Source organism: Caballeronia sp. dw_19, from assembly GCF_018449515.1.
Taxonomy (GTDB): Bacteria; Pseudomonadota; Gammaproteobacteria; order Burkholderiales; family Burkholderiaceae; genus Caballeronia.
Map to the genome: position 1 here is coordinate 137,005 of NZ_JAAVUQ010000013.1, position 19,827 is coordinate 156,831.

The window sequence follows — 19,827 nt, forward strand, 5'->3', positions numbered from 1 at the left end:
ACGCAAGAAGCTGTGGCCTATGAATACGGTCGCACAGACCAGGTAGCTAAGCCGCGAAGAACCGCAGCCGTAAATACCCGTAATGCCGTGCGGGTTCCTTAGCAATTGTGCTTGCCCGAGAGCGTACGGGGCGAAGCGTGTTCGTGTCAGGATTCGCGAGAAGGAGGGGTTCACACATCCGGCGCTCTGGCGAGCACCGTGCTTTTGGGGCACCTATGAATGAAAACTGCACGCTGTGGACACTTAGGGTAGCGTGTTTGAAAGCGTTTTCTTTGCTTCGTTTCTTTGTCGCTTTGGACAAAGAAATGACGTGCCGCCACGCACAGTGGCTAATAGTGATAAAGAGAATATCCGACTCTCGCAGACCACTAACACTGAAAGCAGCAACCCGGCATAGACCCCGACCACTAACACCGAAACCACCACCCCGGCACTGCCCCCCGACCACCCCAGCATAAACCCCAACCACTACCCCTTAGCCCCTAAGAACCCGCACAAACCCCAAACCCGAGTGCGAACGAAATCACCTCGGCCGTGTCTTCGAAAACGTGATCGTTTCGAACAACTCGTAAGTCGCAGTCGGCGTCTGGTCGGCGCCGGGCGCGTGATAGTAGTTCATCGTAATGGACGTCTTGCCACCCGGCTTCCCCGGATCATGATCAAACACGGCAATGCCGTAACCCGTACCGGTATCACGCTGCGCCGACCAGATCGCGTCCTCCAGCGCATCGGCGGGCTGACGCACGAACGTATTCGCCGCGGTCCCCGCTACTGGCCGGTTAGGCTTGGTAAACACCTTTGCCTGCACTTTGCCCGTTCCAGCGTCCAGCCCATAGACATCCAACGGCGCACTCGTGCCGCCACCACCCAGGATCAGGTGGATCGTGCCCTGACTCGTATCGAAGGCGCCATCAGCAGGATTCGACGTAACGACCGGCCGAGGCTGCAACGTATCCACCGGTTCGCCCGTCAAGGCGTCCATGCCCGCATGGTGATTACATCCACGCACAGGGAAGCTGCGTTCGTAGTCATGGTCATGGCCGCAGAGAACGAGATCGACGCCATAGCGGTCGAACAAGGGCAGCCACGCCTCCCGGATACCCTTGTCGGAGCCATTGCCAGTCTTCGATGAAGTCAGCGCGTCCTGATGCATCTGGACGACGATCCAGTCGATATCCTTATCCGCGGCCGCCCGGCGCAATGTCTCCCCGAGCCAGCGCGTCTGCTCGCCGCCGCTGTAGCCACGAATGTAGAGCGATGTCCCCGGGGCGATCGGCGGCTTGCCCGTACTTGCCGCCGGCACCAGCGGGCTCGGACCCGCGACGAAAGCAGCCGCGTCCTGATAGATCACATCGTCGGCATCGAGCGAGACAAACAGCACGGAACTCACGCGAAAGCTGTACCAGCGACCGGGAAAACGCGTGCCGTTCTCCGGCAGCGTATAACGCGCCAGATACGATTCGAGGCCTTGCTCGCCGTTGTTGAATTCCACTTCATGGTTGCCCGGGCAAGGCATCCAGGGGCGATTGGCAGCCGAAGCCTGCGCATTGTTGCCGAAGTCACGCCATACCTCGGGCTGATGCGCCGGGTTCAGGTTGGCATAACAGAGGTCGCCGTTGAGCAAGTGAAACAGCGGCTGAAACCGCTCCACTGCCTGCACGGCAAAGCGGCTCTGCGGCGACGAGAGCACCCAGCCGGTATTCGGCGTGGCGAGATCGCCATAGCTGGTCCAGCGAAACGGGGCACGGCCGTGCGGGGCAGTCCGGAAACTCGCCGTGAAGGGGTGAGCCGCGTTGCTGTCGTTGTCGGCGGTGACTTCGTACTCGTAGTTGACCGCGGGTTTCAGTCCATGAAGGCGCGCGTGATACGTGCAGACAATCTCGCCGTTGAGTCCATCGGTATAAGTACGCTGAATGCCATGCACCGTCATCCTCGTCTCGCCGGCACGGCCAAAGCGTACTCTCGGATTGACCGCCGGAGCCAGCGAGGCCCACGAGATCACCACCTCGGCCGACGGCTCCTTGCCCCACGTCAGGTGGATTTGCTCGGGCGTGCCGTCCGGGCTCGCCGCAGCGGCCCGGCTAGCTGAAGCCAGACCGCCCGCAGCCGTTGCCAGTCCGGATGCACCGGCAAGCTTGAGAAAACCACGCCGCGAAACACTCGCGCCCTGCTCGGCCGACGGAAGATCGTCAATGTTCTTGTTGGACATGTCTGGTGTTCCAGTCCTTGAGAGGATAAGCCAGCGAAAGGCATCCACGGCGGCGCAGAGAGCAGACCGGCCCGAAGCACTCCATTATTGCCAGATGTGTTTACCAGGCCATGACATGGTCGCGGTAATTCGTTTTCGGCGTGAAATCTGTATTATCCCGCCAGCGGTTGATGTGGCATTGACGTGCCATTGACGTGGCATTGGCGCGGCATTTCCCGCTGGCTGGACACGCTGGACACCACCGAACGTGGTGCCGGCATATCCCGCTCACGCTAATCATTCGGTCGAACCGCGCTTTTTGCGCATTAAATAACAGGGACAAAAATGCCCGAGCATACTGCCGTCGACCAGCGTGGCTTTCGCCGCATAATTCGTCGCAACATTGCGTTGCCGATCGGCGCAGGCTTGACCACCGCCGCGGTATTCGTCGCCCTTCTGTTCTATCTGCTGTCGGCCATGGACTGGCTCGACCATTCAGAACGCGTGGTCGCGGATAGCAACGATCTGATCAAGATCGCCGTCGATCGCGAGTCCGGCATGCGGGGCTACCTGATCACCGGCGACGAGTCTTATCTCGCGCCTTATGAACTCGGTCGAGCCAGTTTCGCCGCGAAGCTGGCCACGTTGACCGATCTCGTCAGCGACAACCCGCCGCAAATCGAACGTCTGAAACGTATCGGCGCGCTGGAGGCGCAGTGGGACGGGATTGCCGGACAGCTCATTACCCTGCGTCGTGCGAACCAGGATTTCCAGGGCGTCATGCGCACCGGCAAAGGGAAGCTTGAGTTCGATGAAATGCGCCGTGAGTTCAACGCCTTCATGGATGTCGAGTTGAACTTGCGCTGGGAACGTACGGCGACGGTCAGGCGCGTCACCATCACCGCCGTGGCCGCTTTTCTCGGCATCAGCCTTTCGCTCAGCTTGCTACTCGCCGTGCTCGGACGGCGCGAGCTAACGAACCTGTCGACCACCTACGACCGTGCACTGCGGGCGCAGACTGAACACACCGAAACCCTGCAACAGCAGGCATGGATGCGCACCGGCCAGAGTCTGCTGGCGGAAAGCGCTGCCGGGCAACAGGCGCTGCCGCAACTCAGCCGTGCAATGCTTGAATTTCTCGCCCGGTACCTCGGCGTGGCGGTAGCGGCACTTTATGTCCGCGATGAAACCGGCACGTTGCGGCGGACCGCCGCCTACGGTTTCAGCCGCGAAAACGAAGAGCATCCGCAAGCCTTCGAGGGCACGCAGACGCTGGTCGGCCAAGCTGCCACGGACGGACGGCTGATCCAAGTCGACAACGTCCCTGACAACTATCTCAAGGTCACATCGGGACTGGGAACCAGTGCACCGAAGAGCGTAGTCATAGCGCCGATCGAGAACGGCGGCATGGTCAATGGCGTCGTGGAACTCGGGTTCATGAAGCCGGTATCGGCGCGGGACATCGAGTTATTGAAGCTGATAGCAGGAAACATGGGGGCGTCGGTTGAAGCGGCGATGTATCGCGAACGGCTGCAGGACACGCTAGAGGAAACGCAACGCCTCAACGAGGAAATGCAGCTTCAGCAGGAAGAACTGCGCACCGCGAACGAGGAACTGGAAGAGCAAACTGCCGCGCTCGAAGAATCGCAATCCAATTTGGGCAATCAGAAAACGGAGCTCGAATCGATCAACGAGCAGCTCACCTTCCAGGCCCTTGCACTCGATCAAAAGAACGAGGAGCTCAGCCATGCTCAAGCAGAACTGGAGCAGCGCGCGGACGACCTGCAGCGTGCCAGCCAGTACAAGTCAGAATTCCTGGCAAACATGTCGCACGAGTTGCGCACGCCGCTCAACAGTTCGCTGATCCTCGCCAAACTGCTGTCGGAAAACCCGGGTGGAAATTTAAGCGCCGAGCAAGTCAAGTTTGCCAATACGATCTATTCAGCCGGCAACGATCTGCTCAACCTCATCAACGACATCCTCGATATCTCCAAGGTCGAGGCCGGCAAGCTCGAACTCGCGCCGGAAGATGTATCGATGCCCCGTCTGGTTGAATCGTTGAAGCGCACCTTCGAGCCGCTCGCAGCTCAAAAGCAATTGAAATTCGCCGTCGATATAGCGGCAGATATGCCGCCGTCCATATTCACCGACTCGCGGCGGCTGGAACAGATTCTCAAGAACCTGCTGTCGAATGCGTTGAAGTTCACCGACGCCGGAACCATCAAGCTCGCCTTGGGTCTGGACAGCGGCAATCGAGTACGCTTTACCGTAACAGACTCGGGTATCGGCATTGCGCCGGAACACCAGCAGACGATTTTCGAAGCGTTCCGTCAAGCCGATGGAACCACCAGCCGACGCTATGGCGGCACCGGCCTGGGCCTGTCCATCTCGCGCGATCTCGCAACGCTGCTAGGCGGCGCAATCCGCGTCAACAGCGCGCTCGGCGCAGGAAGCACGTTCGAGCTGACGCTACCCACGCACTGGACAGGCGCCAGCGAGCCGATGGAAAGCGTCCGTGCATTTACGGCACCGGCTCCAGCGCCCGTCGTCGTCGCACCGGCTCAGCCGCCGGCCTCCGGGACGCAAGACGTGGCAGCGTATGACGACGATCGCGCGAACTGGACGCCTGGCCGCCGATCAGTGCTGGTGATCGAAGACGACCTTTCATTTGCAGCCATTCTGTTCGAGCTTGCCCATGAAATGCAGTACGGCTGCCTAGTCGCACAGACTGCCGTTGAAGCGCTGCAACTCGCCGCGCAGTACCTGCCTGATGCCATTCTTCTCGATATCGGCTTGCCGGACCGGTCGGGCCTCGCGCTGCTGCAGCAGTTGAAAGACGGCCCGCTCACGCGTCACATTCCTGTGCACGTAGTGTCGGCGGTTGATCGCAGCGAGGCAGCACTGCATCTCGGCGCAATCGGCTATGCAATCAAGCCGACTACGCGTGAGCAACTGAAGGACATCTTCCACAAGCTGGAGGAAAAGTTCACGCAGAAGGTCAAGCGCGTGCTGCTGGTTGAAGACGATGCACGCCAGCGCGAAAGCATCGTGCAACTCATTGCAGACGACGATATCGACATCACCGCCGTCGAGTTTGGCGAACAGGCACTGGCGCTGCTGCGAACGACTATCTTCGACTGCATGATCATCGACCTGAAGCTGCCCGACATGCAGGGTGGCGAGTTGCTGCGAAAGATGTCGAGCGAAAGCATGTGCTCTTTCCCGCCGGTAATCGTTTATACCGGGCGCAACCTGACGCATGCGGAAGAAGCCGACCTGCTGAAATATTCGCGCTCGATCATCATCAAGGGCGCGCGCTCGCCTGAACGATTGCTGGATGAAGTAACCCTGTTCCTGCACAAGGTCGAGGCGGACCTTTCATATGAACGACAAACCATGTTGAAGGCGGTGCGTAGCCGGGATCGTGCATTCGAGGGGCGGCGCATCCTGCTGGTCGACGACGATATCCGCAACATCTTCTCGTTGAGCAGCGCGCTCGAACATAAGGGCATGACGGTGGAGATCGCGCGCAACGGGTTCGAAGCGATCACCAAGCTGAACGAAACGCCGGACATCGACCTTGTGCTGATGGATGTCATGATGCCCGGCATGGACGGACTTGAGGCCACGCGCCGGATTCGCACCGACCCTCGCTTCGCCACCCTGCCGATCATCGCGATCACAGCGAAAGCGATGAAGGACGATCAGGAACAGACTCGTGTAGCGGGGATGACGGACTATCTCGCCAAGCCGATCGACCTGGACCGGCTCTATTCGCTGCTGCGCGTGTGGCTGCCGAGTCTCGAACGGATGCGTAGCTAAGCTGAGTTGAAGAACGACCGCGAAGGCCCATGACAAGAATTTACAGTGTTGCAGTTCGCGCGGTGATATTGTCATTGACGATGGCGGTTAGACGCCCGTCATCAACGTAAGATATACCCTCGTTGTCGTGCACTCGAAATGGGCGTGTTCGTCGACGAGGCTGAAAGAGGAAGAAGTGTCGCCGGTGGAAGATGCCGCTGAAGATTCCAACCGCGACGTCCTTTAATATGCGTGAACGTGAAATAGTGCGCGTTCATGTTCAATATATACGGTGATTGATATGGGCTTTCTGGATGAGGTAGGTAAGGTCGCGGGTGCAATCGCGGCAGTGGAAGCGACGGACAAGGTCGATCCGGATGCTTCAATTCTGACGAAAGGGATTGCGGCCGTCGCCGGCTTTAAAGGCGCCGGCGCTCTGGAGTCGCTGGTAGAAAAGAAAGAGGACGAAGCCAGTCCGGATGACGCGGACAGTGCCGGAACACAGGCCTGATTTCCTGTCGCACCAGGCCAGCCGCTGCGCAAAGGGCTGGCCTGGTGCATAGCGTTCACTCGTCGCGCTGCATCATGCGGCGCTCGCCGTCATGCTGACTAATTCCTTACTGGCGCAGACGGCTTCCCGCTGAAATATTCCCACCGCAACCGGCCGCCACGCGCCGAAAATATTCCTCTCATCTACTCCGTATTCGTCGTACGTTCCCGAACTTCGATTCACCGCGCCGGTTCATTTCCTGCAACGTCTGGATTTTTCTTATAACGCGGTTCAACAGCCGAACGAACGCGCCTTAAAGCCGAAACACCTCGACCGCCTCACTTAACGTTCTCGCCTGACTCTGCAGGGATTGTGCCGCGGCGGCGGCTTCCTCGACGAGCGCCGCGTTTTGCTGCGTGCTCTGGTCCATGGTCGCGACCGCCAGATTGACCTGCTCGATTCCCTTGCTTTGTTCGCCCGCCGCCGCGGATATCTCCGTCACGATCTGGCAAACGCGTTCGACCGCGCTCACCACGCTGCCGATAGTCGTCCCTGCGCTTTCCACCAGCGTCGATCCGGCGTCGATATGCGCGCTCGAGTCCTGAATGAGCATCTTGATCTCCTGGGCCGCCGCCGCACTGCGCTGCGCGAGACTGCGTACCTCACCGGCCACGACAGCAAAACCCCGACCCTGTTCGCCGGCACGCGCCGCTTCGACGGCCGCGTTCAGCGCCAGGATGTTCGTCTGAAAAGCGATGCCATCGATCACGCTCGTGATCTCCGAGATTTTCTTCGAATGAGCGGCAATGCCTTGCATCGTCGTTACTACATTGCTGACGACGGCTCCCCCCTTGACCGCCATTGCCGATGCTTGTGTCGCCATTTCTCTCGCTTGCCGGGCGCTCTCGAAGCTCGCTTTCGCCGTCGCCGTGATTTGCTCCATGCTGCTTGCCGTGGTTTCCAGCGACGCCGCCTGTTGCTCTGTTCGAACCGAAAGATCGTTGTTGCCGCTTGCGATCTCCGTCGCGCCGACGTTGATCGATTCGGTGCTGGCGCGCACGGTCGTCACCGTCTCAACCAGCGATTGCTGCATCTGTTCGAGCGCACGCAATAGCGCGCCCATCTCGTTGTCGCGGCCGGTATCCACGGGATTCGTCAGGTCGCCCGCAGCGATCCGTTGAAACTGGCGAATCGCTTGCCCCACCGGTTTGACGATTGCGTTAAGCAATGCATGACGAGCAAATGTACCGATGATCACGGACGCGAACGCCGCCGCTGCGAGTAGCCAGAGCATCGTGTGGAAGCGGTCTTGAGCGCTGGTATAGCGCGCCTTCTGACGCTCGGTGAGAACACCTTCCAGTGCGGCCACTTGCGCGCCGAAGTTGTTGGCCAGCGCTTCTGTTTCAGCGCCTTGCAGGGATTTGTAGGTCGAGAAATCGCTTTTACCCAGCGCGTCGAAAGAGGCTTCCAGACCGTCATGCAAGTACTTCTGACGTGCAGCGACAAAGCGGGTGCGCAGCGCCGTTTCAGTATCGTCCGCCGATGCGGTCGCGAGATACGCCCGCACCTCCTCGTCCGATTGACGCAGGTCACCATGCGCGCCCTCAAGCAGCGCCGGCTGAACATCGCCTAGTCCGTAAAGCGCCGCAAAGCTGCCCAGCGCGAGACGCGCATGCATTACATGTTCATAGCTGCTTTTGATTTGAAGAAGCGAGCGCGTGTCTTCCGTGTACATCTTTTCAATGGCTGCATTACTGGTTTGAAGCGCGACGCCAGCCAATGCGCTAACCGCAATCAACAGCGCGGCAAAAACCGTCAATACAAGCGTGATGCTGGTACGCAAGCTGATGTGACTAAAGAGGCGCGAATATCCCGAAAGATGGGATACGGTGGGCGTTTTTGATATTTTCATCCGATTGTCTCCGACTCGTCATGTACCTTCTATCGAAGGTATATCGGCGGGCCGGAGGCAAGACTGGAGGGGTCATCGGTGAATAAATCAAAGCGGCCCAATTAGCGGGATTTAGCTCGGTTATAAGCGCTTTTTTCCACTAACGAATAGCCTCCGGGGACAGACTATGTCGTTCTCCGGATAGAAATGGCTTGCGCGAACAGGTCATCGCCCTAGCCCTTCGTGGCCCCGAACGTCAGCCCGGCAACAAAGTGCCGCTGCATCGCGAAGAACATCATGACCGACGGCAACGCCGCTAATATGGATCCCGCCGAGACCAGGTTCCACGCCGTCACCCACTGGCCTTTGAGCGCGGCGACGCCCACGGTAATGGGGGCCGCCTCATCTCCCGTGGTGAGGCACAGCGCCCAGAAATAGTCGTTCCACACGAATGTGAAGACCAGGATTGCCAGTGCGGCCAGTGCCGGACGAATCAACGGCAGGACGATACGAAAGAACACCGTCCACTCATTCGCGCCTTCAATCCTCGCGGCTTCGACCAGCTCGAACGGCAATTGCTTGATGAAATTTCGCAGGAACAACGCGCAAAAACCGGTCTGAAACGCGACATGAAACAGGATCAGCGCGCCGACGGTATTGAAGATGCCCAACTGCAAGGACAAGTCCCGCACCGGGATCATCAGGATCTGGATAGGCACGAAATTCCCCGCGACAAACGCTGCGAATAACGTCGTGTTGCCGCGAAACGAATAGATCGCCAACGCAAAACCGGCCATGGAAGCCAGCACGATCGAGCCAATTACAGCAGGCACCGTGATGAGCACGCTGTTCCACAAATAGTGGAGCATCGGTGACGTCGTCAGCGCGTCGCTGTAGTTGGCGATCAGCGAGAAGTGGCGCGGCCAGCCCCAATAATTGCCTTCGACGAGTTCATCGGAGGAACGAATGGACGTCACCATGACTGCTATCAGTGGCAACAACCAGATCACCAGCGCGACCGGTAACGATAACTTGTAAAGCGCCCGGTTCACGGGCTTCCACTTGGCGACGGGCATTGGAAACATGGCGCGCTCCTGGCTTATTGCTCGGTGCGCAACATTCTGCGCAAGTGATAAACGATGTACACCATCATGATCGTGAACAGCACCACGGCGATCGCGGCGGAATAGCCGATGCGGTAATACTTGATCGCCTGGTCGTACATGTAATAGGCCAGCACGGTGGAGCTTTCGAACGGGCCGCCGCCGCTCATGACGGCGATCAGGTCGAAGCTGCGCAAGGCGCCGATAATCGTGACCACGATCGCCATGAAGGTCGTTGGACGGAGCTGCGGCAGGACGACGTGCCACAGCATGGTCCAGCCCTTCGCGCCTTCCATGCGGGCGGCTTCTATCTGCTCGGAATTCAGCGATGTCAGTCCGGTCAGGTACAGGATCATGCAGTAGGCAGTCTGCGGCCAAAGTGCGGCGAAGATAATGCCGAAGGTCACGTAATGCGGATCGCCGAGCACCGGCACGCCATGCCCGAGAATAAGCTTCAGCAGGCCGAAGGTCGGGTCGTAGAACCAGCTGAACATCAAGCCGACCACCACGCCTGACAACACGAACGGCGCGAAAAACAGCGACTTCACCATGCGAATGCCACGCACGGCCTGGTTCAGGTACAACGCGACGGCGAGACCCATCGGCGGCGCCAGCAAGAACAGGATCAGCCACAAGACATTGTTCTTCAGCGCGGTATAAAACGTGGGCGCGTGGAACAGTTCGATGTAGTTATCGAAGCCGACAAAGGTCTTCTCCGTCATCCCGTCCCAGTTGTAAAAACTGAGCCGAAGGCTGGAGAAAATCGGCCAGATCACGTAGATCGCGACCATGATGCAGGCCGGCGCAAGGAACAGGAACGCGGCCAGCCGCTGCTGCCGTGCCGCGGCCGACATCCTTCTGCGGCGCTTTGTTTTAATCCCTGGAACGCTGAGGGTTTCGGACATGAGGTTCTCTCCTGATCGCCTGGGCGGCTCGTGATGATCGCGAGCCGCCGTCTCACCCTACTTCTTGTAGATACGCTTACGCGTGGCTTCGAGCTGCGCCAGGATCGCGTCAAGTTGGGTCGGGTCAGACACGAACTGCTGCATGCCCTTCATGCCTTCGTCGGCCATCTCCTTGGTCATGTCGCGGTCGTAGAACTGAGCGATACCCCCCTTCGTCTGCGAGAGGATCTGGAAGCCGATCTTCGAGATGGGATCATCCGGTTCCGGCGACTTGCTGTTGGCCGGCAACGACCCCAGTCCCTTCGCCAGTTGCGCGCTAATTTCCGGTGTTTCCACGAATGCCAGGAACGTATGCGCGTCCGCCTTGTTCTTCGCCTTCGACGGAATATGCAGCGACTCCACCGGACCATCTTCAGCGGTCGGCACCTTACTGTCGATAATCGGGAACTGGAAGAAGCCCATCTGCGGCTTGATGTTCTCCGGGAATCCGCCGGTAATGAACGTGCCCATCAGCATCATGGCCGCCTTGCCCTGGAACAGGAACGGCTGCACCGCGTCAAGGTCGTAGGACAGCGAGTTGTCGATGAATATCTTGTCATCGATCAAGCCCTTCCACGCGGTGTAAACCTTCTTCACGCGCGGGTCCGTGTAGGCTACATCGCCTGCCATCAGCTTCTGATGAAACGCGTTGCCGTTGATGCGCAGGTCGAGGTAATCGAACCATCCAGCGAGTGTCCACGCATCGCGCCCCGCCACCGCAACCGGTGCAATGCCCGCTGCTTTCAGCTTCTTGCAGGCGTCGAGGAATTCGGGCCACGTCTTGGGCTCTGCTGTAATGCCGACCTTCTGGAACAGGTCCTTCCGGTAGAACATGCCCCAGGCGTAATACACCGTCGGCGCCGAATATTGCTTGCCGTTGTACGTGGACGATTCTTTCGTCGACGCGTACATAGCGTTCCAGCCGTTCTTGTTCCAGTCAGGCGTCAGGTCTTCGAACAGGCCACGCTTCGCGTAATACGCCATGCGCTCGCCGTTGTGCCAGTTGACAATATCGGGGGCGACGGTTGTGAGCCAGCCGGGCAGTTGCACCTTGTAGGCTTCTTCATCGACGAAGGTCGCCTTCACGTCAATATCCGGATGCGCTTTCTTGAAAGCATCAAAGGTCTGCTGCCAGACCGCGCGCTGGCTTGCCCCTTTAAACGCAATGTTCGCAGTCAAGGTCCCCGCTTGCGCGATGCTGGTCGTAGCCATTGCGACGGCCAGCGCCACACCGGTCAGTCCGTGACGAATCAAGGTTCTCATGCGTGTCTCCTCATTGATGAGTGTTGTTTGCTTAGCTATGCTCTATAAATCGCGACGCCCTGCGGTTCCACTTCCTCCTGCCCGACTATAAAATTCACGGCGGCCGGAATCCTGTACGGCGTCGTGTTGTAGTTGAAGACGTAGGTCAAGCCACCACGCCGGCTGATCCGGATACCCTCGGGCAGCGGTGCGGCATCGAGTCCGGCTGCTTTCGCCACATTCAGGAAGATGTCCTGCGTAAGCGTTTCATCGAAGAGACTGGCAAGGTAAAGTACCGAACCGTTACGGACGATAGCGGGGTGCCCATCGGCGAACGTCGCTTCAATCTGCACGCCATTGTTCGTCTCGATGAAGTCACGCCAGTGACGCGCCTCGCCGCGTTGATCCACTTTTTCGGTTACGTTCGGCCGCATCGATTCAACGCGCCACACTCGGATGGGGATGAGCTTCGCGACGCCCTCACCCGGCGGCAACGCGGCGGGAATCGTCAGATTGACGGTCTTCGATCCCGTGCGAGGACCAAGCACCACCTGCGCACCGCTTGCCGCGAGCCTGTCGGCAAACTCCTCGGACACCACCGGCAGCGGCGGCGCGACGATCATCTTGTAGCCGTCCAGTGGTGCATCTACCGGAATCACATCAACGTCGAGTCCAAGGCTACGCAACGCGCTGTAGTACTCGAACGCAAAGCGCGGATAGTGAAAGTCAGCACCTTGTGGATGAATTTCGAATAACCATTTTGCTTCGTAATCCCAAACGAGTGCAACTTTGGTGGAAACCTTTGATTCACCATCTGCCTCCAGCACATGCTCGATTTCCTTCGCCACTACCGACGCTTCCACGCCGCCCATATCGGGCCGGTTATCCGGCGTGTTCAGACCCGCGTGCATCTGTTCCTGCGCGAACGGCGCTTGCCGCCAGCGAAAATACGATACACAACCGGCTCCATGCGCGAATGCTTCCCAACTCCAGAGACGCACCATGCCCGGCAGCGGCGCGGGGTTCCAGTGCGCCCAGTTCACCGGCCCCGGTTGCTGCTCCATCACCCAGAACGGCAGCTTCGACATGCCGCGATACACATCGTGATTAAACGATGCGAAGTCGGGATGCCCTGTGCGCAGCCACTTCGCCTTGATCGACCGATCGAACCACTGCTCCTCCAGCGCGCCGAGCGGATAACTGTCCCACGTTGCTATATCCAGGTCCGCAGCCACCTTGTAGTGATCGAACTCGGTGAACAACTGCATGAAGTTGTGCGCGACTGGCCGTTGGGGTGAATGCGCGCGAATGATGTCGGCCTGCATGCGGTTGTAGCGCACGACCTCGTCCGAAGCGAAACGCCGGTAGTCGAGCCGATGTGTCGGATGCGCTTCCGTCACAGTCCCAACGGGCAGATCGATTTCGTCGAAGCTGCGGAACTCCATGCTCCAGAAAACCGTGCCCCATGCCGCATTGAGCGCGTCGATGGTGTCGTAGCGACGCTTCAGCCATCCTCTGAAACGCTGCAACGCGGCAGGCGAATAACTCACGACGGTGTTATGGCAACCGAACTCATTGTCGGTTTGCCAGAACGCCACGGCGGGATGCTTGCCGTAACGCTCGGCCACTGCCGTGCAAATCTTCTGCGACGCTTCGAAGTACGACGGCGATGAAAAATCGTAATGCCGACGCGAGCCGAATGCGCGCGCACGACCATCGGCGCCAATGGGCAGGATGTCCGGATGACGATCGATCAGCCACTTCGGCGGCGTCGCGGTCGGCGTGCACATGACGACCTTCAGGCCCGCGTCGGCGAGCACATCGATTGCGCGATCCAGCCAGTCCCAGTTGTATTCACCTGGCGCAGGTTCGATACGGCTCCATGCAAACTCCGCAATCCTGACGCGGTCGATACCCAGCGCTTTCATGCGCGCCGCATCGTCTTTCCACATCGATTCGGGCCAGTGTTCCGGGTAATAGCAGACTCCAAGATGCATACGGTGCGCTCCTACGCAAAGTGTTCAATGGCAGCCGATGTGACGGCAAAGCCGTCCTCGGTGAAGAGATGACAGGACGCGGGCGGCACGTTAAAGACGACGTTCTCGCCTTGCCGTGGGGTCTTGTCGCCGGGTGCTTTGGCGATCAGCACCGCACCGCCCGGTTGATCGAGATGCAGATAGCTGTGCTCGCCGAGTTGTTCGACCAGCGACACGGTGCGGGCGATTTGTTGAATCGAACCATCGTTTGCGGCTGGTTCGAGATGCTCGGGACGAATGCCGAGCGTGACCGCTTGGTCCGGTCGCAAGGCCTCGCCGTTGGCGTGAACCTGCAGTCGCTCGTTCGTTTCGTCGAGGACAATCGATACGCTTTCCGCGCCGCCCAATACCACTCGCGCGGGGAGGAAGTTCATTCGCGGCGAGCCGATAAACCCCGCGACAAAGCGGCTTCTCGGCCGGTGATACAACTCGAGCGGCGCACCCACCTGCGCGATGCTGCCGTACTTCGCCGTGTCCGCACCTGCGTGCAGCAGGACGATCTTGTCGGCGAGCGTCATGGCTTCTATCTGATCGTGAGTGACGTAGACAACGCTGGCGGTATTGAACTGTTTGTGCAGGCGCGCAATCTCGACCCGCGTTTGACCGCGCAAGGTAGCGTCGAGGTTGGAGAGCGGTTCGTCGAAGAGAAACACACTCGGACTCCGAACGATTGCCCGGCCAATCGCCACGCGTTGCCGTTGGCCGCCGGACAACTCTTTCGGCCTGCGTTCAAGCAACGCTTCGAGTTGCAGCACGCGCGCGGCCTCCTTCACTTTCTGGTCGATCACGTCCTTCGGCGTCTTCGCGAGCGTCAAGCCGAACGCCATGTTCTGGTAGACGGTCATGTGCGGAAAGAGTGCGTAACTCTGAAAGACCATCGCCACGCCGCGCTGTGCAGCAGGCACTTCGTTGACGAGTTTCCCGTCGATATACAGGTCACCGTCCGTGATGTCTTCCAGACCCGCGATCATGCGCAGCAAGGTGGATTTGCCACATCCCGAAGGGCCGAGGAATACGCAGAATTCGTGCTCGCCGATCTCCAGATCGACATCGCGAATCACGAGTGCGTGATCGCCGTACGCTTTTTGAACCGATCGTAACGAGATGCTCGCCATGCCGACGTCTCCGTGTTTTACCGGGGAGACAACGGAAGGTTAAGCGCTTAACCTTCTGCCTGTGAAAAAACGATCCGTGTTTGGGATCGCTTTGACCGGCTGTCTCCGTCTATGTTTTTTAACTGCATTGGGTCTCAAATCTAGCGGCGTCGGCCGATTTACACAAATGCCGGGAAGCCATCCCAAAATATGGACAGCGAGATGGATATTTGGACGAAGCGGCCAAGCGCCCGATAGTTCACCGAACTTAGCCGATGTTGTGCTCCCGTTAACCCTTGCCCTGAGATTTCGATGACTACGTTGGCCGAAGTCGCTATACGCGCCGGTGTCACGCCGGCAACCGTGTCCAACGTGCTGCGCAAGCGCGGCAAGGTGGGCGCCGCGACACGTCAGCGAGTGCTCGACGCGGTGGAGGCGCTGGGGTACCGGCCGCACCTGACCGCACGGGCGCTGGCTGAAGGGAGCGCACCTACTCTTGCGTTGATGGTGACCAGTATCGCGAACCCGTTTTATCCCGAGTTCGCGCTGGCGGCAGAACGGGCTGCGCGCAAGAACGGACGTTTTCTGATCGTATGCAATACGAACGAAGATCCCGTGATCAGCCGTGCGTATCTGGATCAGATTGCGGGGACCTTGTCGGAAGGCGTGCTCGTGATGAACTCGCGAATCGCTTTCGACGATCTTCACACCACGCGCGCACGCGGCACACCGGTCGTGCTGTGCATGTGGGAACGTCCGGAGGTATCGCCGGGATTGCCGTGCGTCGCCGTCGATTTTTTCGCTGCCGGCGCACTGGCCGCACAGCATCTGCTGGACCTCGGGCATACACGGATTGGCGCGATCATCGGGAGTCAGCCGGATGGTGTTCAGGCAGCGCGATACGCCGGCTTTTGTCACACGCTGAAGGCTGCGGGCGTGGCGCATCCGGCGCAAGAAGCGCGTTTTACTCGCGACGCCGTCCAGGGCGGCTACGAGGCCGCGTGCGAATTGCTGACGGAGCATGAGGACCTGACCGCGATCTTCGCGACCAACGACCTGCCTGCGTTAGGCGCGATGCATGCCGCTGCTGATCGGGGCATGCGCATTCCCGACGACCTGTCAGTGATTGGGATTACTGACATTCAACTGGCACGCGAATCACGACCGGGGTTATCGACGGTTGCGGTCCCTACCGATGCCGCCGCTGCCATGGCCGTTGAGTTGCTGGAGGCGTTGATCGAAAGCGGCGGCCACTGCGAGACACCCATGCGCGTGGCGCCGCCACCCGTGCTGGTTCAAAGGGCATCGACGGGACCGGTGCGTGGTTGAAGCGCTATCACGATCGGGCGGAGCGCTTTACGCTTTCGTTACGCCATGAAGTTGTCGAGCACCAGCTTGTGCGAGTGGCCGATCCACACTGCCGCGTCGCGATGGTCCCGCAACGAATCTCCCGTATTGGGATGGAGAAAAACGTCCAGCGCACCGTGGTTCAGGGTCAGCCATTCGACAATATCGGCAAATTGCGCACGCTCGAAAGCGAGCTGGTACGACCATTTCGGATGCGGGCCGACAGGCTTCTCGTGGAACCGGCCGAGTTGCAGCGCATCGCCGAAATGCGTCGCGATTTCCTCGCGGAATTGCCAGGCGGTGTCGCGAGTGGTGGCGTCGAAGTAGACGTGAGCATGCCAGGTTTGGATGGGCGAGGTGGCGGGAAGGGTCATGGGGGTGGGTTTGGTTGCACCGGTGGAGGGGTGGGGAATCTCCTGCCGGGCGCAGTGGTCGGCCTAGTTTGGATATTCTATTACCTCGATGCCCATCCTGCTCGCGCTAGCTTTCAATGCGATGTTGTACCTTGCTTCTCCCATGCGAGGCGCACTAAAGGCCTGCTACCGGTCGACGTCCTCACGCGTCGTCAGCCGGGCTTGTCCCTCTGGCGTGAAATACGTGCCATAGCGCACAAGTCCTCCTTGTTGCAATTCGCAGGTCATCGTGAAACTGAGCAGCATGCCCTCTTCCGGATCGGCGGAAGCTATATCGATCGATTTCAAACGTGGCTCGTACTTGAGCAATGTGTCCTCAATCTCGCGCCGAAGCGTATGTGCCGAGGCCGGCATGTGCCGATAAATCTTCGACAGATCACCCAGCCCGTAGTCAGGCAAGTGTAAAAGGCCGTTACGACGGCTATTCAGAATCCGCTGGATATTGTCCCGCACCGACAGGAACGTTTGAGTGTTCCTATCGTGCAAGCCGATAGGATCGCCGTTAGCGAAATGGCCCGTCACCACTTCGAAGAGCCCAGGACCGCCGCGCGTCATGCGATGGTTCCGCTGGTGCTCGCTGCGACTTCATCGAAATCGACGCTGATTCCGCTGTCGTCGGAATATGAAAGCCTGATCGCGTCAATCGCGGTCGCTTGCGACACGCGCATCAGCAACTCCCGCGAAAGCACAGGCAGAATCTGCTGATCCAGCAGACTATCGATATTGCGTGCCCCCGAATCCGGCAACTGGCACGCACGCACCAGTTCGCCTATCAGCGCATCGTCGCAAATAAGCGGCACATTGAACTTGCGCTCGATGCGCTGCGCCACCTTCGCGAGCTTCATGCGTACGATCGTGGTCATCGCATCCGAAGAAAGCGGCCGGTACACAACCGTCTGAAAGCGGCCGAGCAGCGCCGGCTGGAAGTGCTCGACAAGCGTCGGCCTGATCGCCTCCATCAGCATGCCGGTGGTGACCTCGCCGCCGGCTTCGACCACCGCTTCCTGCGCGGCCATGATCTGGTCGCTGCCCAGATTCGATGTCATCACAATCACCGTATTGCGAAAGTCGATCACGCGTCCTTCACCGTCGCGCATGAAACCGCGATCGAATACTTGATAGAACACGTTCAACACATCGCGATGCGCTTTCTCCACTTCATCGAGCAAAATCACGCTGTAGGGACGCCGGCGCACAGCTTCTGTGAGCACACCGCCTTGCCCGTAACCGACATAACCCGGAGGCGAGCCTTTGAGTTGAGAAACCGTATGTGCTTCCTGATACTCAGAGAGATTGATCGTAAGAAGCGCGCGTTCGCCGCCGAACATCAAGTCGGCAAGCGCTCGCGCCGTCTCGGTTTTTCCCACGCCCGATGGTCCGACCAATAGAAACACGCCAAGCGGTGCGTCCTCGGACTTGAGCCCCGCTTTGGCCGCACGCAGGCTCTTGCCGAGTGCTTGCAATGCATCGTCCTGACCAACCACCACTTGCCCGAGTCGCGCTTCCAGTTCAAGAAGCGTGGCGAGTTCATCCGATAACAAACTACCCACCGGCACGCCCGTCCAATCCGCGATCACCCGTGCAATCGCGGCTTCATCGACTTCTGCGTAGATCAACGCGCCGTTGCCGTGTTGGGCGAGTTGGTCGTGCGCCTGTTTGATCGACGGCTGCAAGTCGCGCCGGTGGGTTTCGTCGGTTGCAGCATGCCACCGTGCGCGTAACGCGAAGAGCGTCAGGATCGCGTCCTTTTGTTGCGCGAATTCAACTTCCAGTTGCACCAACTCGCGCGTGAGAGTTTCCAGCCGTGTATCGATGGAAGCAAGACGCTGCGCATATTCCACCGACGTCGCACCTTCATCGTGCAGCAATGCCGCGCGTTCCACTTCGAGCGCTGCGTGTTCTGCCCGCCGGGTGGAGATGGCGATCGGGGTTGCGTCGAGACTCATGCGCACGCGCGCGGCCGCCGTGTCCAGCAGATCGACGGCCTTGTCCGGCAACTGACGGCCAGTGAGATATCGACGCGATAAACGCACTGCCGCGCTCACCGCGGCGTCGGTGATATGCACGCCATGATGTTGCGCGTAGCGCTCCTTCAAACCGCGCAGCATCAGGCACGCGTTGTCGTCGTCGGGTTCATCGACCTTGACCATCTGGAAACGGCGTTCAAGCGCGGCGTCACGTTCGAAGTATCGTTTGTATTCGGACCAGGTGGTGGCGGCAATCGTGCGCAACTCGCCTCGGGCAAGCGCGGGCTTCAGCAAGTTCGCGGCATCCGCGCCACCCGCTGTGTTGCCCGCGCCAATCAACGTATGCGCTTCATCGATGAACAACAAAATCGGCGTGGACGATTGCTGAACGGCCTCGATCACATTCTTCAGCCGCTGCTCGAACTCGCCTTTCACGCCCGCGCCTGCTTGCAGAAGACCAAGGTCAAGCGTCAGCACGCTGACATTGCGGATGGCCGCCGGCACATCGCCTTCGATAATCTTCAGCGCGAGCCCTTCAACAAGCGCGGTCTTGCCTACTCCCGGTTCACCCACGAGGATCGGATTGTTCTTGCGGCGTCGCGCGAGGATATCGACCATCTGGCGGATTTCGACTTCGCGCCCGAACACCGGATCGATCTTGCCGTCGCGGGCTTTCTGCGTAATGTCGATGGTGAAACGCTGCAGCGCGTCGGATGGCGCTTGTTTCGGTACTATCGTCGCAGGCTCTTCAGCGTTCGTGCGCATGGCATCGGAACCCGCCACTCTATCTGCCGACGCTCCCGTCTGTCCTTCGATCGACACGCGATCTAACTCGGGCTTCAAACGTTCTATCTGAACCGCCGACACGCTCAACAACTGCCAGGCATCCGGTGCACGCAGCAGATGCGGCATATCAGCGAGCACGGCCAGCAAGTGAGCCGAGCGGATGGCAGGCTGATCGCCTTCAAACGAAGCGCGCAACCAGGCGGCTTCCAGTATCTGTCCAAGCCGATGCGACAACCCCGGCTTGCCCCGCAGTTCACGCGGCAACCGGTCGATGCTTTTTAGCAAGCCGTTCCAGATGCCGTCCATATCCAGCTCGTAGCGCCGCGCGATGGCTACCAGATCGCCGTCGCCGAGTTCCAGTAACTTGATCAGCCAGTGCTCGATCTCGATCTCTCTATGCGCGCGGGTCTCGCACAGGCTCGCTGCATCAGCAAGTGCACGGGCGCAGTGGTCGTTCAGGCGGCGCAGGAATGGAGAGAGGTCGCGAGCGGTCATGGGGGAGTCATCGAAGAGAAGATTAAACGC

The 19,827-nt window shown here is 59.4% G+C and carries 13 protein-coding genes; 3 read left to right on the forward strand and 10 right to left on the reverse strand.

The genetic code is table 11. From position 1 onward, the window contains the following. Positions 1-523 precede the first annotated feature (523 nt). Entirely contained in the window at positions 524-2,209 is a 1,686-nt protein-coding gene (locus HB376_RS19245) for a fibronectin type III domain-containing protein (protein WP_213765255.1), read from the reverse strand. A gap of 324 nt (positions 2,210-2,533) precedes the next feature. Between HB376_RS19245 and HB376_RS19250 the strand changes: the two genes are divergently transcribed. Both HB376_RS19250 and HB376_RS19255 read left to right on the forward strand, forming a co-directional pair. Continuing rightward, positions 2,534-6,010, forward strand: a complete 3,477-nt coding sequence (locus HB376_RS19250; protein ID WP_213765256.1) for a response regulator — start codon at positions 2,534-2,536, stop codon at positions 6,008-6,010. A gap of 280 nt (positions 6,011-6,290) precedes the next feature. Continuing rightward, positions 6,291-6,500 carry a hypothetical protein gene (locus HB376_RS19255; protein ID WP_158937921.1) on the forward strand — a complete coding sequence of 70 codons (210 nt, stop codon included), beginning with the start codon at positions 6,291-6,293 and terminating at the stop codon, positions 6,498-6,500. 292 nt (positions 6,501-6,792) lie between these two features. On the opposite strand, the gene HB376_RS41645 is transcribed toward HB376_RS19255, so the two are convergent. The 6 genes from HB376_RS41645 to ugpC form a co-directional block, all read right to left on the reverse strand. Next, positions 6,793-8,391 (reverse strand): methyl-accepting chemotaxis protein, encoded by a 1,599-nt coding sequence (locus HB376_RS41645; protein WP_213765257.1) that lies wholly within the window; start codon positions 8,389-8,391, stop codon positions 6,793-6,795. A gap of 212 nt (positions 8,392-8,603) precedes the next feature. Beyond that, positions 8,604-9,455 (reverse strand): carbohydrate ABC transporter permease, encoded by an 852-nt coding sequence (locus HB376_RS19265; protein WP_213765258.1) that lies wholly within the window; start codon positions 9,453-9,455, stop codon positions 8,604-8,606. Positions 9,456-9,469: 14 nt separating this feature from the next. Beyond that, on the reverse strand, positions 9,470-10,327 hold the full coding sequence (locus tag HB376_RS19270; RefSeq protein WP_255631444.1) for a sugar ABC transporter permease: 858 nt from the start codon (positions 10,325-10,327) through the stop codon (positions 9,470-9,472). 108 nt (positions 10,328-10,435) lie between these two features. Then, entirely contained in the window at positions 10,436-11,680 is a 1,245-nt protein-coding gene (locus HB376_RS19275; protein ID WP_213765260.1) for an ABC transporter substrate-binding protein, read from the reverse strand. Positions 11,681-11,715: 35 nt separating this feature from the next. Continuing rightward, a complete protein-coding gene (locus HB376_RS19280; protein ID WP_213765261.1) occupies positions 11,716-13,656 on the reverse strand; it encodes a beta-galactosidase in 1,941 nt (646 codons plus the stop codon). A gap of 11 nt (positions 13,657-13,667) precedes the next feature. Further along, positions 13,668-14,810 (reverse strand): sn-glycerol-3-phosphate ABC transporter ATP-binding protein UgpC, encoded by a 1,143-nt coding sequence (gene ugpC, locus HB376_RS19285; RefSeq protein ID WP_213765262.1) that lies wholly within the window; start codon positions 14,808-14,810, stop codon positions 13,668-13,670. A gap of 291 nt (positions 14,811-15,101) precedes the next feature. Between ugpC and HB376_RS19290 the strand changes: the two genes are divergently transcribed. Next, entirely contained in the window at positions 15,102-16,118 is a 1,017-nt protein-coding gene (locus HB376_RS19290; protein WP_213765263.1) for a LacI family DNA-binding transcriptional regulator, read from the forward strand. A gap of 38 nt (positions 16,119-16,156) precedes the next feature. Here the strand turns inward: HB376_RS19290 and HB376_RS19295 are convergent, their stop codons facing one another. The 3 genes from HB376_RS19295 to tssH all read right to left on the reverse strand — a co-directional run bounded on the left by HB376_RS19295 (position 16,157) and on the right by tssH (position 19,797). After that, on the reverse strand, positions 16,157-16,510 hold the full coding sequence (locus HB376_RS19295; RefSeq protein ID WP_213765264.1) for a DOPA 4,5-dioxygenase family protein: 354 nt from the start codon (positions 16,508-16,510) through the stop codon (positions 16,157-16,159). A 165-nt stretch (positions 16,511-16,675) separates the two neighbouring features. Further along, a complete protein-coding gene (gene tssE / locus HB376_RS19300) occupies positions 16,676-17,104 on the reverse strand; it encodes a type VI secretion system baseplate subunit TssE (protein ID WP_213765265.1) in 429 nt (142 codons plus the stop codon). Further along, positions 17,101-19,797, reverse strand: coding sequence for a type VI secretion system ATPase TssH (tssH, locus tag HB376_RS19305; RefSeq protein ID WP_213765266.1), 2,697 nt, complete (start codon positions 19,795-19,797; stop codon positions 17,101-17,103). Before tssH ends, tssE begins: the two co-directional genes overlap by 4 nt. Positions 19,798-19,827: the final 30 nt, after the last annotated feature.

What these genes read in the sequence shown, in the direction of transcription:
- HB376_RS19245 (WP_213765255.1), bottom strand. Translation starts at nt 2,209, where the DNA reads ATGTCCAACAAGAACATTGACGATCTTCCGTCGGCCGAGCAGGGCGCG.
- HB376_RS19250 (WP_213765256.1), top strand. Translation starts at nt 2,534, where the DNA reads ATGCCCGAGCATACTGCCGTCGACCAGCGTGGCTTTCGCCGCATAATT.
- HB376_RS19255 (WP_158937921.1), top strand. Translation starts at nt 6,291, where the DNA reads ATGGGCTTTCTGGATGAGGTAGGTAAGGTCGCGGGTGCAATCGCGGCA.
- HB376_RS41645 (WP_213765257.1), bottom strand. Translation starts at nt 8,391, where the DNA reads ATGAAAATATCAAAAACGCCCACCGTATCCCATCTTTCGGGATATTCG.
- HB376_RS19265 (WP_213765258.1), bottom strand. Translation starts at nt 9,455, where the DNA reads ATGTTTCCAATGCCCGTCGCCAAGTGGAAGCCCGTGAACCGGGCGCTT.
- HB376_RS19270 (WP_255631444.1), bottom strand. Translation starts at nt 10,327, where the DNA reads ATGTCGGCCGCGGCACGGCAGCAGCGGCTGGCCGCGTTCCTGTTCCTT.
- HB376_RS19275 (WP_213765260.1), bottom strand. Translation starts at nt 11,680, where the DNA reads ATGAGAACCTTGATTCGTCACGGACTGACCGGTGTGGCGCTGGCCGTC.
- HB376_RS19280 (WP_213765261.1), bottom strand. Translation starts at nt 13,656, where the DNA reads ATGCATCTTGGAGTCTGCTATTACCCGGAACACTGGCCCGAATCGATG.
- ugpC (WP_213765262.1), bottom strand. Translation starts at nt 14,810, where the DNA reads ATGGCGAGCATCTCGTTACGATCGGTTCAAAAAGCGTACGGCGATCAC.
- HB376_RS19290 (WP_213765263.1), top strand. Translation starts at nt 15,102, where the DNA reads ATGACTACGTTGGCCGAAGTCGCTATACGCGCCGGTGTCACGCCGGCA.
- HB376_RS19295 (WP_213765264.1), bottom strand. Translation starts at nt 16,510, where the DNA reads ATGACCCTTCCCGCCACCTCGCCCATCCAAACCTGGCATGCTCACGTC.
- tssE (WP_213765265.1), bottom strand. Translation starts at nt 17,104, where the DNA reads ATGACGCGCGGCGGTCCTGGGCTCTTCGAAGTGGTGACGGGCCATTTC.
- tssH (WP_213765266.1), bottom strand. Translation starts at nt 19,797, where the DNA reads ATGACCGCTCGCGACCTCTCTCCATTCCTGCGCCGCCTGAACGACCAC.